Below are 13,343 nucleotides of genomic sequence, written 5' to 3' on the forward strand. Positions count from 1 at the left end.
TACCCTAGCAGCATATACATTGCTACTAGGAATAGATAATAAATTGTTGTTTTACTCATTTCTTTCTTGTTATTTATTCGCAGTTGATTTTACAATAATCTTATTATCGGATGATGGCATTACAATCACATTTCCATCATCTGTGCTAATTTTTAGGATAGGATTAAAGTCAAAGTCAGTAGTGGCTACTATAATCATATCTCCAAAAACATATCTTTTGTCTTGTTCCAATTCATTCATTTCTATATCGATTTGAATTACATTACATCTCTATAGTTTTCCGGTTCCCAATTATCAGTATTGCAATTGAAGCAATACCCAGTATCAGGGTTTGTTTCATGTGAATGCGATCCACATGTTTCACACCAATAGCGTTTATCAATATCTGGTTCCAGATCTTTATTATCTTTTCTTGTTTTCTGGATTCGTTCAGTAAGAATATCAACTAAAGCAGGATTATCGAAAGCCCTACCATCATACATTAGTATGATTTCATCAGGGCTACCACTTCCGTGTTTATCCCAACAAATCTTTTTAGCGATTTCTTGCTTAGACTCCACGTCTAAATCAGGAACTATTTCATTCAAGATGGCAATAATGGACTGTTTATATGCTTCGTCCGCATCAGCGATTAGCTGAGTCAATCTATTGATTATATTCATATTTTTCCTGTTTTGAATTTCTTGTTTATTTCTTTTTCAGCAGCTCTGGCCCCTTTCTTGAAACCTTCCACAAAGCTGTCAAAACAAGCTCTATGGATTTCTAAAGTACATCTTCGCATAAGTGGACAAATCGAACATTTTTGGCTAAGTCCGGCTGACTTCTTGGCTATTTTCGTTACATTTTTCATTGGAAACTTAAATTAATTATTACGATTTCTTTCCGCTGCGACTTCACTCATACACATCTTGCACCAGGAGGTGAGACATCGGTATTCCTTATCCCCACATCTGACAGTCCTGTTATAGAACCGGTGGAGCGGAAGGAAACGTCCGCAATGCGGACAAACCTTTCTTCCGGCTTCCTTACCGGCAACCGTCTTGGCTTTACGGTGTACAAGCGTACATCCCCTGCATTCATCCAGTCTGCCTTTGTATTTCCGGCATTTGTGCAGGGAGATGCGCCCGCATGGAGCGAATTTCTCGCAGTCGAATCTGGGTTCTGTGTGATAGATGTTCATGCAGTAAGTTTTTTGATCAGACTCATGTTCTTCTCCACTAGCCGGATGATGCGGTCGTGATACTCCGATGTTCCGTTGCATACGGCTCTTGACTGTACTATCTGAAACGATTTAAGATTGACTTCAACAGTTTCAATACGTTTACTACCTATTCGGGCAGAAAGGATAAGAGAATCCTTTTTCTTGAAATATTCATTTGAGAATACACAATGGTGCATAATTTCTCCTTCTTTCTTAAATTCCTCAAGGCTTTTCAACGGTATCACCACTATTTTACCATCCGACAGTTTCAAATCAAAGAATTTCGATTTCTCCTTAATGTAGTCTTCGGCGTATTTCTTAAGTTCAAGCAAACGCTGCATATCACGTGCCTTGCGTGCCTTTTCATCATCACGCTTTTTCTTTGCCACATATAAGTCATGTGCTCTTTTCAGATTCGTAGGGCAAACATAGTAAGCGTTATGCAGGTCTTTATGATAACGTGCCAGCAAGTCCAAATAATCAAACCACATCGAAGCATCCTTTATCTTATACTTGTTCCGAAGACAGATTTTTATAGAAGGCCAATAGCTGCTCACTTTATAACGAAGCCTGTACCAATGACTCAATAAATCATACCGCTTTGCTTTAAGAAGCGTTTCGAGTTGAGGATTAACAGGAATGGCATTAATTGCATCAAGAAATGACAGTCCATGAAGTCTGTAATCTATTCCCATCCTTGTGTATTGCGGTTTGAATACAGAATCCGGATGGTATTTATCACAGTAAACATCATTATCTCCGATACTATAATACGATCCTACAGTCTTGTTACGAATTTCAAGATTTCCACACCAACCACTACAGCCTGTATTTCTTGCAAGAGCCATCACTTCCCGTTTTCCATCGTCTTTAATCCAATGTTGAAGCACTTCCCGAATAAAATAATGAGGTTCCCTGCCTTCACGATAATAAGCATATAGTTCAAAGCATCGGATAACCTGGAACTCTTCATATATATCCGCCTTTCCTATACTTATAAACTGCTTATTAGTACGTTTCCTCGACCATTCTATTTTTAAGGATGCACCGCAATGAGGACAAACGGCACGCTTGCGATTTACAAGTTCTGTAGAAAAACGTTCTCCACACTCCATACATACGACACGGGACTTGGTAGCATATCCTATATGGTTCAGACAACCATTATTAGCCCACTCAGTCATCATACTTTTTATATCGGGTAGCTGGCTACTCAAACCAACTACCCTAAATTGTAATTTCGTTCTCGGTTTCATGGCTAGAACAAACTCATTTGTTGGACATTATCATCCGCTTTCTTTCGGACGTTTTTCTTCCTGAGTGTCTGGTATTGTTCTTCCGCCAGCCGTGCGATTGCTTTGTCACGTGCCGCTTTCTCATCTTCTTCGGTGAGTTCCACAGGTTTGGCGGAGGATGATACGGACGTTTTCTCTCCGGCAGGCAGCCGGTTTATTTTGATATCGTCCTCATCATAGTAGTGCACCGCCATCCCGTAGACCTCCTCGTCTGAAATCGCTACGGCGTTACCACGCTTCCTGGCTTCACCCATGATATAACTACAGCATTCATCAATGCTTTTCTTCTCATTCGCATATTTGGGGGCGAACAGTGAATCTTCTTCCGCCCGTTTGTCCAGATAGGCTTTGATTGCCTGTTTGAAACTTTCATTACTTGCCATGGTTACTTAATTTTGAAGTGGTTGATAATATTTATTTGTGATTGATTCTGATGTTATACTCGCATAAGAATTTTCCTATATCGTCGCTTGCTATATTGGGAGGTGGTGCATTATCTCCGTATATAGCCCGTATTGCATTCTCATTTCCCCCGTATGCCTTCCAATAGGTGTAGGCAGTATGGTTGTTGGGAACGTTAGGAAAAAGTTCTGTGAAGGCGCTGAAATCGTTTTTAGCCTTTTTTTTGAGCTCCTGAATGTTTTTTACTCCCTCAATCATGGCGCACGCTGCATCTTCTATCCGGGTGAAACCTTTTTGGGATTGTTTCATGGCGGTTTCATTGGACAGTTTGACGTGCTCGTCTCTTCTATCCCTGCAAAAGTCCGATAGGGCTACCATAATGGACTGGTTGTTTATCCTGTTTCCCCAGACGAACTGTCCACGGCTTCCGTTTTTAAGTTGTGTGAAGAATATGCAAAGCTCGGCCAGATTGAGAAAATAATAGCTGGCCAATATGCTTAGCGCCGTTTCGGCCAGTTGTTGAGGTGCGATATCAATGCTTGCGTATCGGAGGATTGATTGCAGGTGCTCTGTGATAATCCTGACTGATGTGGCGTTGTCGAAGACAACATTGATGTCCGCAAGGGTGGGAATACCCTCAATCCTGATTGCTTGTGCTAATGTCAGGTTACAATTCAGCTGGGCTTGCGTGCCGGACCAGTTGTCAACCAATTGGGAGGCTGTTGATCCATTTCTCAAGGTCTGCTGGAGCGGTGTCAGTGTCTCCGGCTTTTTCCTGGATTGAGATATCTGTCCTGGGGACATTATCACAGTGATCTGTTTTTGTAGGCTTGTTTCCATTTTGAAGTCTTTTTTCGATTATCCAAAGGTTAGCCCGGCTGTCCCATCGTTCAATTTTAGCCCCGTTGGTGTTTTTCCAGCTTAGCGCATCGAAGTGGTAGAAGAATATCTCTGCCTGCTGCTCCCAGTCCGGGAGCTTGTCACGGAAGTAATCTTTCACCTGTTCCAGGGTAGGGGCTATAAATTCGGTTTTTGGTTTTGAAGGCTTCTTTTTAGGTTTTTCCTGCTCGGGCTTAAATAACTCGCTAGAGTTATTATTATCTTTACTCTTAAGTCTTATATTAATGTTAGCCTTTTTACTTAAAGGTTTACTTAAGTCATTACTTAAGAGTTTACTTAAGGGTTTACTTAAATCATTTAAGTAATAAACGGGCGATTTCGCATTTTTCTTACCTGACTCAAACTGTAGTAAACCTTTTTGCTGTAATCTGTTCCTGACTTCAATTACGGTTGGTTCTGATATACCGGTTGCGAGGACGATTCGTCTGTTGGGACACTCAAACGGATTCTCCCAACCCCGACTATTGCACTCGTTCAAAAGGAAGAAGTACAAATAAACTTCGTTCGAGGAAAATGCTACACTCTGATGTGTCTTCCAAAATTGGTTTACGTAATCTATATAAGTCATTGTAGGTAAGAATTTACTTCGTTTATAAACTCCTGTAGTGAATGGCAGATAACATACTTGTTTTGGTATCTCTCTGCTTCTGTCTGCCACGTTCGTTGGTGCTCGCTCTGTGTACCCTTCGGTGTCTTCATCTCTATGCAGAGGGAGGCCCATCCCTTTTTGGGTATGAGCAAAATCAAGTCTGCCACACCTCTCACTGCTCCTTCATACTTCATCCGTGCTCCTGTCTTGGCATCACGTTTGCCACCGTTGGGCACTGCAAAAAGCATACGAGCCAGTTTGGGATATTGTAATCGGAACCATACCAAACAATCATGTTGTATTTGGCTTTCTGATAATGGTGTTGTCTGTTTTCTCATATTCTTCCGTTGAATAGGTTCATTGCCATATCTACCACATTCTCCTTAACCACATCATCCGTCCCTGTCACTCCGTTGGCTATTCCTTTTTTGGTCTGAATGACATCATACATATATTTGTCGATAGTATCCTTTCCAAGATAGTAGTAACAGTTTACGTTGTTCTTCTGTCCGTTCCGATGTGCTCGGTCTTCTGCCTGCTCACAATCGGAGAAAGTCCATGGGAACTCGATAAACGCCACACGGCTGGAAGCTGTCAATGTAAGACCTGTACCTCCTGATTTGTAGTTAAGGATGATCAGCTTGCAAGAAGGGTCGTTTTGGAAGCGGTCTACCGCTGTCTGTTTTTGAGTAGCATTGTCTTCGCCTGTAACGGTGACAGCTTCAGGGAATATCTTCTTTAATTCCTGTACTACTTCTTTCAGGTAAGCAAAGACTATCAGTTTCTCACCTCCGTCAATCACGTCATGGATGAATTCGGAAAAGACTTTGATTTTTCCCCTGGCTGATATGGCTTTCAATATTCCCATTTTCACCATTACTTCGCCTCTTAATGCCTTGGCCACCTTTTCATCGTCCGCATTCTTGTAAGTTCGGAGATACTGTATCAGGTCGGCTTCCGCTTTGTCGTATTCTTTGCGATTGGATATGTCCACCTCTATATATTGGCGTGACTTGTCCGGCAACTGAGTGAGTACCTTGGCCTTTTCGCGCCGGAAGAAGCAGGTCGATGATAACCTCCAGTTCAGTTCTTTCACATTGCTTGACTGTTTAGGTCCATCGCAGAACCTCTCTACGAAATACTTGTATCCTCCGAAATCCTCTAATCGTCCCATTATCTTGAGTTGTTGTATAAGGTCTGTATTGTTGTTCACTACTGGGGTTCCCGTCAGTTCCAAGATATATTCTTTGCCTTTACATATTCCTTCTACGAACTTGGATTGCTGGGTCTTGGTGGATTTGCACTTGTGTGATTCGTCAATGACTACGGATTTGAATAACGATATTCGCGGGTCAAACTCAATGGATTTCATGGTAAACCGTGCATCCTCCTTTACTTTAAGTACAAAAAACTTTTTCAGTGATTCATAATTTGTTATGAATATGTTGCAGCATTTAGTCTCAAAGAAACGGTGCCAACTGGCTTTATTGCGATCATCCAGAATCATGGCATTTTTTCCGGCAAATTTCTTAAATTCACGTTGCCAGTTTATTTTCAATGCGGCCGGACAAATGACAAGGCACGGATACGCTTTTGCTATCGTAACCGTGCCTATTGCCTGTAATGTCTTTCCCAGTCCCGGTTGGTCCCCGAATATGCACCGCTTGTGCTGTAGCGCATAAGCGATGCCTTCTTTCTGATATTCGTACGGTTCTAACAGCAATCCGTGTGGAACCGTAAGTTTTGGAAGGTCGGGAATAGTATAGTCATTATACTCTCTTGTTGTCACTTTGTGCTGTACCCGGCTGCATATCCTTGTCTGTACCGCCCAATCTGCCATCATCCTCACGTATTCCTTATCTTGTAGAGAAACCTTCCAAGCTTTTTCGTCAGCGATATAGGCTGCCCGGATATTCTGTTTTACACTTGGAATCCGTTTGACCAGCTCCACTAATCTTGGATGATATGGGAAGGCTAGTTTGAAGCAGTTGGGGGTAGTAGTTACGCAAAATGGGGACGGCGGTATCATGATGCAAGTTGTTTGACTTTACGTGGTTTACGTGATTTAATTTTCTTTCCGTTCATTATTATGTCAACCCCTGCATCATTCATAGCCTGCTGGAATTCCGCAACCTCTTGATTGAAGTCTGTACCGGCTTCTGGAATGGCGTCCGGTTGTACGTCTGCGTTCGCCGTGTCTTCCTCAAACGGAAGTTCCTGTTGTACAATTCGCCATTTTTTGTTGAACAGATACTCTTTGACTTCGAACTCACAGGATTGGATTTCCTGCTCCAACTCGAAGGCATTGATATACGATTCATTCTCATTATTGAACATGGTGAACGGAGCGCATAGGTTCAGAACTTTTCCTGTTTTGAGAAAACGTTTGGCTACCAGAGTAACCCCTTCATTATCTCCATCTCCGCCAATGGAATATCCTGTAACGTCAAGCACCTGTCCTATGATATCAGGCACTTCATCTACTGATTCTATACCGTCCACTTCTTTCTGTTCTGTAAGCAAAGCGGCGTGGGGATTCAGCTTGCTGAACGCATTGATAAGGTCTGATGTTACCAGGTTCTTGCCTTCTACGGTGGTTGTACCATTCTCATCCTTGTAGGTGGCCACCAAGGTACTGTCCTTGGTGATTTTAGCTTTTATGATCTTCATTATCTTCTATATTTATATTCGTTGACAAATTCGTTATAATAACGGTCTTCCGGAAGGGGAAGTGTTATTCCCAGTTCCGTGGCTGCATCTGCTTTGACCTTATTCAAAAAGTCCGTCATTTGCAGTGTGTTCAGTTTCGATGTGCTTCCGGCTATGACCGTTTCTTTTCCTTTGATAATGGTTGTCCTTCGTAGATATAGGTTGCAGTAATAATCGTGTACGTCCTGTTTGTCCGTTCCTGTTTCCTGTTCGATACAGGTAAACCAAAGCCACATCAGGGCGTTTTGACTTAATGTGCGCGGCTCTGTGTAACGTTCGATAATTAACCTGTAACGACCGTTACGGAGCTGCGAGCACATGAAATCAAAGGACTTGTTCAGTGTTACCACACCTTTTTCTTTTATAAGGATAGCTTCTTGTGCCATTATTCCAGTCCGAAAATCTTCTTGTCCGTGATAGATTCTCTATTAGCTTCCAAAAACTCTATGAAATGTTCTACGTGTGCCGTGAGCAGTTTCACTGTCTGTTCGTGATTGTAAGTATAATATTCCGGATATTGCGTACCACTGATAAGCGGTGTGCGGCTGGTACCGCCTTTCAGCGCATAAGCCGTAAACTCAAATGCCTTTATGTTTTCCATCTGACCGGAAGCAATTAGGCAATAAGGGTAGACATGGCGCTGCCACCCGTGGGCGTATTTGCCGAACTCGTATTTAGATGTGGATTTTATGTCATAAACAACATTCTTTCGGAGTTCGTCGATAAATCCGTATAACTCCACATTTCCGTACTGGGTAGGAAGAATGGCGGATACATAGACCTGACTTAATGAGCCTTTGAAATACTCTGCCTGTTCTATACACCATTGTCTGTCGAAAAGGAAATGCCGTGCAGGTGCGATATCCGTTGCGGGGAAAGCTACTTGTATAGTATTGGTTTCCTTATCGCCAATGATGGAGTAGGGGGAACGCTCTGTCGGCACGTGATTTTCGCAATGGACATAGCAGTCAATGATAGCATTGAAGGCTGTTCCCTTGTCGGCTGCTTCACTCTCAAACGGTACACGGTTGATAGCATCCAGAAGGTCTTGTTTCAGGCTCTCTTCGATTTCTTCCGGAGAGCGTTTATACTCTCCGGTTTCATTATCAATGTTCCAGAAGTTTTCCACTTTTTCATCAGCTCTCAGATACTTGTCGAATTTGTCAAGTAATGAGGGATAGATTCTATAACTAGGCTGCTTCATATATTTTTTTTACTTTGTCGAATTTCAACCCTAATTCCTTGCATCTTTTATTCAGTAGCATACCTGCTTGTAATTTGCTGTCGAAGATATGCTGCAGGCTCTCCAGTGATTGTTTCACTTCGTTGGCCGTGTCCGCATCCGCTACCATGGCTATCTGTTCCTTGATAACTTCCATAAGACCTTCATATTCGGAGGACAGTTCTGCCTGTTTTTCCTGATAGGTCTGATAAGTGTTTACAATCTTTGTCATAAAGTCGTTCGGTCCGGTGATTGTACCTTCTGCATTAATGATAACTGGTATCTTTATGCGTGCCGGAAGATTGCAGGTATTCTTACCGTAGAATTTCTCGCACGGATCAAAAGAGATGGTTCTGTCCTTACCTATGGCTTCCATATAGCCTACAAGATCAAGCTCTTTAATCAGGTCACCGGCAGAAGAACCTCCGATTTCCGGGCGTATCTGTTTGTCCTCTCCGTTCTTTTCCTCGCGTTCATGGGCTACGAATATTACTGATTTACCCATTAGTGTGACTTGGTTTACGAAGTTGATGAACATATTCTTTCGTACTCCATATCCTTGCAGGGACAGTGTGCCATCCGCTTTCTTCATTTTGGGATTGTTTTTCATTATATATTTATCCATGAAGGATAACATTTTTCCTGCCGTATCAATAACGATGGTCTTGTATTCGGCAATTTCTCCGCTCGTAAGAACTTCATCCACCTCTTCCCATTTGGAAATTTGTACGGTGTCTACACGGTGGGCTGCATTCACACGGTGAACGCCACCGTCAAAGTCCAGGAGTAGTGGCTGGGGAGAGCTTAACGCCAGTGTGGTCTTTCCCATACCAGGTTGTCCGTAGATTAATGCCGACAGGGCATTCTTAACTGTCAGTTCGTTAGGTTTTTTGATAAGTCCCATAATCAATAATTTTTAGTGGTTAATAAATGAGTTAAAAAAAATAGTTCCCGGATAGTCGGCCAGGACACACCGGGATAAATAAGGATATAGAATATAACATATAAAGAGGGCTCTCACCTCACGCTGTCCTTTCCAGCGGCTTTGGGTTAAATTATTATCTAACAAATTGCTCTCTGCTTCACTGCCTTGAAGTCTCTAACATGGCTACGTTTAAAGGGTGTACGGCTCCCTCTCTTTGGGTGTGGGTAATACAGGATTCGAACCTGTATCTGTATTCCTACTGAAAACAATCACAAACCGTCTGAACGTAAAGAAAAAAGTGAATACCGCTTTTCCATTAAGCTAATTACCCGTGTGGCTTATGCCACTTTCTTTTTTAATTTTCTAGGCTTCCTTGGCATTTTGACCTGTGCATAACGCAGGACATCACTGGCATTGCAGAACCATTTCCCGTTTTGTGCGCATGTAGGCTTGTCGGAACGTATTTTGTTTTCTTCGATCAGTCTGATAAGCCTTCCTATGCCTCCAACTATTTTGGCCGCTTCTCTTTTACCGAATGTATGAGTGTCCATGATGGCTAGGATGTCTGCTAGCCGTGCTTCTGCCGTTCCATCAAATAAGATGGATGTCCGTAGTTGGTTGTTAACTGTATAGTTCATAATCTGAATCTGTTTTTGTTCGTCTTGTTCTTGATACTTGGGTGGTTCTTGTCTTTGCTCTGCTGCATTGTCTCATGTCGGGATGAAAATCCAATGCGGCAATGACAAGGAACAGGATGGAGAAGAATAGCTCAAGCCCGTGTTTACGTATCTCTTTTATATCGAAGTTGATCTTCATGCGCTCACAGAACATGTATAATACAAGCTCGGTATCTTTGGAAATACCCAGCTTTTTGTATATATCCCGCTTCTGTGCTTTGATGGTCCATTCCGAGCGTTGCAGACTGTCGGCTACTTCCTTGTCGGCCAAACCCTTGCAATATTGTTCGGCGACAAGATGCTCGCGCTCTGATAGCGTAATCATGACACACGCTGGATTTTGAACTCTCCGCGCTTGCGGTCAACCTCTCCTGTTCGTTTCCAATCGGCATTTTCTACACACATCTCCAATCTTAGTCTGGAAATGGTTGTGTTGACGGAAGATATCGCACGCACAGGGAACACAACGATATCACCTACCTTCATCGCTCTCAATGTGGCCGCCCAATTTTCTGTTACTTTTACCATATTACTTCAATTTAGCGAGTTTAACAATGTTGTCTAGAGCATTAATGCTGCTTTCGTGTCGTGCCTGTAGGCGGGTGAACGAATCGAACCACATGTCGCTCTGTTCCTTGACTTCTTTAAGGTCTTGTTCCAGTTCTTGTACACGTCTTACAAGGTCTTCGTGTGTCATGCTTTGTAATTCTTCTACTGTTGTCATAGCTTTATTTTTTTTGATTTTCAATATTGTCAAGTTCGTTGCTTATCACTAGTAGTGTGGCGGTGAATGATGCTGCCGCCACCCAAAACCATGCGTCCATGTTCTGCATGGTAAGAAGGAGCACTAGAAAGGATGCTCCACAGATGGAAATCATTGTTTTCATTTATAAGTATATAGATCTTGCAAAATCATTCTTTGCTATTTTATCATACCAATAATCCTCTTCATTTTCATCATAGGATTGGGGCTCTATTGTCACGTTCCTTTTAATCTTGTCTTTGTGACTTATTACATCATCCAGTGCTCTAATTGCTTTCCTCAACATTTCCGCATTGGATATCCTTCTACGCTTCATGAGTTTCATTAGATAGTACATCTCTCTTTCACCTTTGATCTCAACTAATAATGCCCTGTTGTTAGGATTTGCCGTAAAAGGATATGCTGGTTGTTTTATCAGTCTATAAAGGCTGAACACTTTTCCTATCATGGAGTCGTCCAAAGCTCTTTCTTTTTTCGAAACACAAGACGCTCTCAGCGCAATCCTTATCAAATCACATACATTCATACCGTTTTGGATCGCGTAACTATTTATCATTTGGTATATTTCTTCCGGGATAACAGTTTGTAACCTAACGGATCTGCCATATTTTGCTTTGGGATTTTTCATATATGCTATCCTTTTGCACATTCTGTCCAACAGTCTGTCAGGAGCATTATAGAAAGCTGTGACTGCATGGTAATATATTTCGTTTCTGAACCGATAACCACTCTTGCTCATGTTGAGGGCAACGGCGTTTTTCAAGTCTACAGGTATTGCCCCGATAGAATAATATACATACTTATTAGGGGTATTGTATTCTTTACCATATTTCCAGACTTTCATTGCAATACTTTCACAAGGTTTTCCGCATATATGAGCGATGTAATTAGATAATAGGTAGCACATTATTTCAACTCTGTAGGCTTTGTTGCGGTATAAAGAGAATTTTAACATGATTTTTTCTCTTTCTTCTTTTGTCATGTAAAGAGTCAGACATGAAATTTGATTTTCCTTTCCGCCCTTCCAGCCTTTCGGCATTATCGAAAGGTTGATTTCTTTGTTTAATCTAATTAGGTTTCTCATAAGTAGATATTATTAGTTTGTGCCCCGATAACCTCTCTCTGGTCTTCCCACCGGAGTTGTCAGCTACTGTTCTTCACTGCATAACCGTTCGGGGCATGATTGCCCTTACTTCGCCCGGCTGCTTGCATCGACCTTGTTACAGGCTGCTTGCTTCGACCGTTAGTTCTCGCGTCCTCTATGCTGGGATTGAGGGTAAGCGCCAGTATCGCTTTCTGGAACGGATTGCTAAGGGCAATCACTCCATGTAGTTCCTGCCATACCTTTTACGGATTGTTTCCGGTATCGAGACCGGACAGGATAATCCTGATTAATGTCCTTATTAATCTCCGCAGTACTGGGAGCCTAAATATCCACGGCTGTTGGAGTTGTAGCAGTCTGACCATTCGGCTTTGAAAGTGACTTTTTCTGCTTTGACCGGAGTGAACACTTTGTTGTTTCTTTCTTCCTGTTGTCTTGCCAGCTCTTCCTGCATTGTAACATTCAGTTTTGCCAGTTTCCATGTTGATTTCAGAACTTCACCGAAGGTCTTGCCTTGTTTCTTGCCTACATACTTGTAAGTTCTGTGGGCATCTCTCATAATCTGTCGTAAATCGAATCTTTTCATTGTCTTACCTCTTTTTAGTTAGTCAATATTTTTGCACTTCCGAACTATTTTTCGTTCCTTTGTGCTGTTGTTTATTGTTTGATGTTGCAAAGATAGATTTAATATCTAATTTATCAAACAATAAATCTAATTATATTTAGATATTAACTCTAATTAACTCGAATATATGAAAGGTCTAAAGGAGCGGTTATTATACTTTATTGAGTATAAAGGTTTACCAGTACAGATGTTTGAAAAGATAGTTGGACTAAGTAATGCAGCAGTTTCGAAGATGGGTGATAATACAAGACGTTCAACGATAGATAAAATATCTAAATCGTTCCCGGAATTAGATGTGAATTGGCTTTTAACAGGTCAAGGAGAAATGTTGTCTTATGGTCAAGATGCAGAATCTATTTCAAATAAAGTACAAGAGCCTACATCCCATTATGGTAGGAAAGAACTAAATGAAGGAAATGGTTTCACCACATATCTTCTTCCCATGTCAGCTATGGGAGGAACGCTTACGGGTTTTGCGACTCCAGGCGCAATGCTCCAAAATTGTGAGGCTATAATTTCACCCATTGAAGATGTAGACTTTGCCATTACAGTATATGGAGATAGTATGGCACCTGAATACCCCTCAGGTTCCCGTATTTTGATAAAGAAGATAAACCCCAATATCTTTATAGACTGGGGTAAAACATACGTTTTGGACACTGCAAATGGGGTTATAGTAAAGGAACTCCATGAATGCAAGGGTAAGGAAGGTTATGTGAAATGCCATTCGGTTAACCCGGACCCGAAATTTTCGGACTTTGACGTTCCTTTGTCAGAGGTGTACGGCGTATATCGAGTACTTATGTGTATGTCGGCAAAATAGTTAATTTAATAATCTAAAAAACACGTAATGAAAGGATTGAATTCTAGAATCATAAAAGTTCCTGTCTTTAGAACTAAAATAGAGGAAGAAGAGATTAATCTTTTTAGTAT

General features: G+C 41.6%; 22 protein-coding genes and 1 tRNA gene. 1 reads left to right on the plus strand and 22 read right to left on the minus strand.

Annotation, left to right across the window (positions count from 1 at the left end; all coding sequences use genetic code 11):
- Positions 1 to 69: 69 nt before the first annotated feature.
- The 22 genes from AB5935_RS08365 to AB5935_RS08470 all read right to left on the minus strand — a co-directional run bounded on the left by AB5935_RS08365 (position 70) and on the right by AB5935_RS08470 (position 12,371).
- On the minus strand, positions 70 to 240 hold the full coding sequence (locus AB5935_RS08365) for a hypothetical protein (protein WP_153880872.1): 171 nt from the start codon (positions 238 to 240) through the stop codon (positions 70 to 72).
- A 17-nt stretch (positions 241 to 257) separates the two neighbouring features.
- On the minus strand, positions 258 to 662 hold the full coding sequence (locus AB5935_RS08370; RefSeq protein ID WP_120053513.1) for a hypothetical protein: 405 nt from the start codon (positions 660 to 662) through the stop codon (positions 258 to 260).
- Positions 659 to 850: a hypothetical protein gene (locus AB5935_RS08375; RefSeq protein WP_120053515.1), complete on the minus strand. Its 192-nt coding sequence runs from the start codon at positions 848 to 850 to the stop codon at positions 659 to 661. Before AB5935_RS08375 ends, AB5935_RS08370 begins: the two co-directional genes overlap by 4 nt.
- Positions 851 to 862: 12 nt before the next feature.
- Positions 863 to 1,180: a hypothetical protein gene (locus tag AB5935_RS08380; protein ID WP_120053517.1), complete on the minus strand. Its 318-nt coding sequence runs from the start codon at positions 1,178 to 1,180 to the stop codon at positions 863 to 865.
- Positions 1,177 to 2,457, minus strand: a complete 1,281-nt coding sequence (locus AB5935_RS08385) for a PcfJ domain-containing protein (protein WP_120053519.1) — start codon at positions 2,455 to 2,457, stop codon at positions 1,177 to 1,179. Before AB5935_RS08385 ends, AB5935_RS08380 begins: the two co-directional genes overlap by 4 nt.
- A 2-nt stretch (positions 2,458 to 2,459) precedes the next feature.
- Positions 2,460 to 2,879, minus strand: a complete 420-nt coding sequence (locus AB5935_RS08390) for a PcfK-like family protein (RefSeq protein WP_120053521.1) — start codon at positions 2,877 to 2,879, stop codon at positions 2,460 to 2,462.
- Between the two features lie 31 nt (positions 2,880 to 2,910).
- Positions 2,911 to 3,636: a DUF6633 family protein gene (locus AB5935_RS08395; RefSeq protein ID WP_244062473.1), complete on the minus strand. Its 726-nt coding sequence runs from the start codon at positions 3,634 to 3,636 to the stop codon at positions 2,911 to 2,913.
- Positions 3,602 to 4,366: a hypothetical protein gene (locus tag AB5935_RS08400; RefSeq protein ID WP_238338791.1), complete on the minus strand. Its 765-nt coding sequence runs from the start codon at positions 4,364 to 4,366 to the stop codon at positions 3,602 to 3,604. Before AB5935_RS08400 ends, AB5935_RS08395 begins: the two co-directional genes overlap by 35 nt.
- Entirely contained in the window at positions 4,363 to 4,725 is a 363-nt protein-coding gene (locus tag AB5935_RS08405; protein ID WP_038609512.1) for a VRR-NUC domain-containing protein, read from the minus strand. The genes AB5935_RS08400 and AB5935_RS08405 overlap by 4 nt, the downstream gene beginning before the upstream one ends.
- Positions 4,722 to 6,416, minus strand: coding sequence for a DEAD/DEAH box helicase (locus AB5935_RS08410; protein ID WP_110506339.1), 1,695 nt, complete (start codon positions 6,414 to 6,416; stop codon positions 4,722 to 4,724). Before AB5935_RS08410 ends, AB5935_RS08405 begins: the two co-directional genes overlap by 4 nt.
- Positions 6,413 to 7,057 (minus strand): hypothetical protein, encoded by a 645-nt coding sequence (locus tag AB5935_RS08415; RefSeq protein ID WP_057250753.1) that lies wholly within the window; start codon positions 7,055 to 7,057, stop codon positions 6,413 to 6,415. The genes AB5935_RS08410 and AB5935_RS08415 overlap by 4 nt, the downstream gene beginning before the upstream one ends.
- Positions 7,057 to 7,482, minus strand: a complete 426-nt coding sequence (locus tag AB5935_RS08420) for a hypothetical protein (RefSeq protein WP_057250751.1) — start codon at positions 7,480 to 7,482, stop codon at positions 7,057 to 7,059. The genes AB5935_RS08415 and AB5935_RS08420 overlap by 1 nt, the downstream gene beginning before the upstream one ends.
- The gene (locus tag AB5935_RS08425) at positions 7,482 to 8,300 is read right to left on the minus strand and encodes an HNH endonuclease (RefSeq protein WP_120053523.1); all 819 of its coding nucleotides are present in this window, start codon (positions 8,298 to 8,300) and stop codon (positions 7,482 to 7,484) included. Before AB5935_RS08425 ends, AB5935_RS08420 begins: the two co-directional genes overlap by 1 nt.
- Positions 8,287 to 9,222, minus strand: a complete 936-nt coding sequence (locus AB5935_RS08430) for an ATP-binding protein (protein ID WP_038609521.1) — start codon at positions 9,220 to 9,222, stop codon at positions 8,287 to 8,289. Before AB5935_RS08430 ends, AB5935_RS08425 begins: the two co-directional genes overlap by 14 nt.
- A 242-nt stretch (positions 9,223 to 9,464) precedes the next feature.
- Positions 9,465 to 9,574 (minus strand) — tRNA-OTHER (locus tag AB5935_RS08435).
- A gap of 7 nt (positions 9,575 to 9,581) precedes the next feature.
- A complete protein-coding gene (locus AB5935_RS08440; protein ID WP_051926266.1) occupies positions 9,582 to 9,881 on the minus strand; it encodes a hypothetical protein in 300 nt (99 codons plus the stop codon).
- Positions 9,865 to 10,245, minus strand: coding sequence for a helix-turn-helix domain-containing protein (locus AB5935_RS08445; protein ID WP_051926267.1), 381 nt, complete (start codon positions 10,243 to 10,245; stop codon positions 9,865 to 9,867). The genes AB5935_RS08440 and AB5935_RS08445 overlap by 17 nt, the downstream gene beginning before the upstream one ends.
- Positions 10,242 to 10,448 carry a hypothetical protein gene (locus tag AB5935_RS08450; protein ID WP_038609523.1) on the minus strand — a complete coding sequence of 69 codons (207 nt, stop codon included), beginning with the start codon at positions 10,446 to 10,448 and terminating at the stop codon, positions 10,242 to 10,244. The genes AB5935_RS08445 and AB5935_RS08450 overlap by 4 nt, the downstream gene beginning before the upstream one ends.
- A gap of 1 nt (position 10,449) precedes the next feature.
- Positions 10,450 to 10,617, minus strand: coding sequence for a hypothetical protein (locus tag AB5935_RS08455; RefSeq protein ID WP_207842537.1), 168 nt, complete (start codon positions 10,615 to 10,617; stop codon positions 10,450 to 10,452).
- 31 nt (positions 10,618 to 10,648) lie between these two features.
- Entirely contained in the window at positions 10,649 to 10,807 is a 159-nt protein-coding gene (locus tag AB5935_RS08460; protein ID WP_153880871.1) for a hypothetical protein, read from the minus strand.
- A complete protein-coding gene (locus AB5935_RS08465) occupies positions 10,808 to 11,767 on the minus strand; it encodes a hypothetical protein (protein ID WP_120053525.1) in 960 nt (319 codons plus the stop codon).
- Between the two features lie 319 nt (positions 11,768 to 12,086).
- The gene (locus tag AB5935_RS08470; protein ID WP_038609529.1) at positions 12,087 to 12,371 is read right to left on the minus strand and encodes a hypothetical protein; all 285 of its coding nucleotides are present in this window, start codon (positions 12,369 to 12,371) and stop codon (positions 12,087 to 12,089) included.
- A gap of 166 nt (positions 12,372 to 12,537) precedes the next feature.
- Here AB5935_RS08470 and AB5935_RS08475 point away from each other — a divergent pair, with 166 nt between their 5' ends.
- Positions 12,538 to 13,233 (plus strand): helix-turn-helix transcriptional regulator, encoded by a 696-nt coding sequence (locus AB5935_RS08475; protein WP_120053527.1) that lies wholly within the window; start codon positions 12,538 to 12,540, stop codon positions 13,231 to 13,233.
- The last annotated feature ends 110 nt before the right edge of the window (positions 13,234 to 13,343 follow it).

Origin of the sequence: Phocaeicola sp. RTP21198st1_B8_RTP21198_201120 (genome assembly GCF_040929485.1) — a bacterium.
GTDB lineage: Bacteria > Bacteroidota > Bacteroidia > Bacteroidales > Bacteroidaceae > Phocaeicola > Phocaeicola dorei.

What these genes read in the sequence shown, in the direction of transcription:
- AB5935_RS08365 (WP_153880872.1), bottom strand. Translation starts at nt 240, where the DNA reads ATGAATGAATTGGAACAAGACAAAAGATATGTTTTTGGAGATATGATT.
- AB5935_RS08370 (WP_120053513.1), bottom strand. Translation starts at nt 662, where the DNA reads ATGAATATAATCAATAGATTGACTCAGCTAATCGCTGATGCGGACGAA.
- AB5935_RS08375 (WP_120053515.1), bottom strand. Translation starts at nt 850, where the DNA reads ATGAAAAATGTAACGAAAATAGCCAAGAAGTCAGCCGGACTTAGCCAA.
- AB5935_RS08380 (WP_120053517.1), bottom strand. Translation starts at nt 1,180, where the DNA reads ATGAACATCTATCACACAGAACCCAGATTCGACTGCGAGAAATTCGCT.
- AB5935_RS08385 (WP_120053519.1), bottom strand. Translation starts at nt 2,457, where the DNA reads ATGAAACCGAGAACGAAATTACAATTTAGGGTAGTTGGTTTGAGTAGC.
- AB5935_RS08390 (WP_120053521.1), bottom strand. Translation starts at nt 2,879, where the DNA reads ATGGCAAGTAATGAAAGTTTCAAACAGGCAATCAAAGCCTATCTGGAC.
- AB5935_RS08400 (WP_238338791.1), bottom strand. Translation starts at nt 4,366, where the DNA reads ATGACTTATATAGATTACGTAAACCAATTTTGGAAGACACATCAGAGT.
- AB5935_RS08405 (WP_038609512.1), bottom strand. Translation starts at nt 4,725, where the DNA reads ATGAGAAAACAGACAACACCATTATCAGAAAGCCAAATACAACATGAT.
- AB5935_RS08410 (WP_110506339.1), bottom strand. Translation starts at nt 6,416, where the DNA reads ATGATACCGCCGTCCCCATTTTGCGTAACTACTACCCCCAACTGCTTC.
- AB5935_RS08415 (WP_057250753.1), bottom strand. Translation starts at nt 7,057, where the DNA reads ATGAAGATCATAAAAGCTAAAATCACCAAGGACAGTACCTTGGTGGCC.
- AB5935_RS08420 (WP_057250751.1), bottom strand. Translation starts at nt 7,482, where the DNA reads ATGGCACAAGAAGCTATCCTTATAAAAGAAAAAGGTGTGGTAACACTG.
- AB5935_RS08425 (WP_120053523.1), bottom strand. Translation starts at nt 8,300, where the DNA reads ATGAAGCAGCCTAGTTATAGAATCTATCCCTCATTACTTGACAAATTC.
- AB5935_RS08430 (WP_038609521.1), bottom strand. Translation starts at nt 9,222, where the DNA reads ATGGGACTTATCAAAAAACCTAACGAACTGACAGTTAAGAATGCCCTG.
- AB5935_RS08440 (WP_051926266.1), bottom strand. Translation starts at nt 9,881, where the DNA reads ATGAACTATACAGTTAACAACCAACTACGGACATCCATCTTATTTGAT.
- AB5935_RS08445 (WP_051926267.1), bottom strand. Translation starts at nt 10,245, where the DNA reads ATGATTACGCTATCAGAGCGCGAGCATCTTGTCGCCGAACAATATTGC.
- AB5935_RS08450 (WP_038609523.1), bottom strand. Translation starts at nt 10,448, where the DNA reads ATGGTAAAAGTAACAGAAAATTGGGCGGCCACATTGAGAGCGATGAAG.
- AB5935_RS08455 (WP_207842537.1), bottom strand. Translation starts at nt 10,617, where the DNA reads ATGACACACGAAGACCTTGTAAGACGTGTACAAGAACTGGAACAAGAC.
- AB5935_RS08460 (WP_153880871.1), bottom strand. Translation starts at nt 10,807, where the DNA reads ATGAAAACAATGATTTCCATCTGTGGAGCATCCTTTCTAGTGCTCCTT.
- AB5935_RS08465 (WP_120053525.1), bottom strand. Translation starts at nt 11,767, where the DNA reads ATGAGAAACCTAATTAGATTAAACAAAGAAATCAACCTTTCGATAATG.
- AB5935_RS08470 (WP_038609529.1), bottom strand. Translation starts at nt 12,371, where the DNA reads ATGAAAAGATTCGATTTACGACAGATTATGAGAGATGCCCACAGAACT.
- AB5935_RS08475 (WP_120053527.1), top strand. Translation starts at nt 12,538, where the DNA reads ATGAAAGGTCTAAAGGAGCGGTTATTATACTTTATTGAGTATAAAGGT.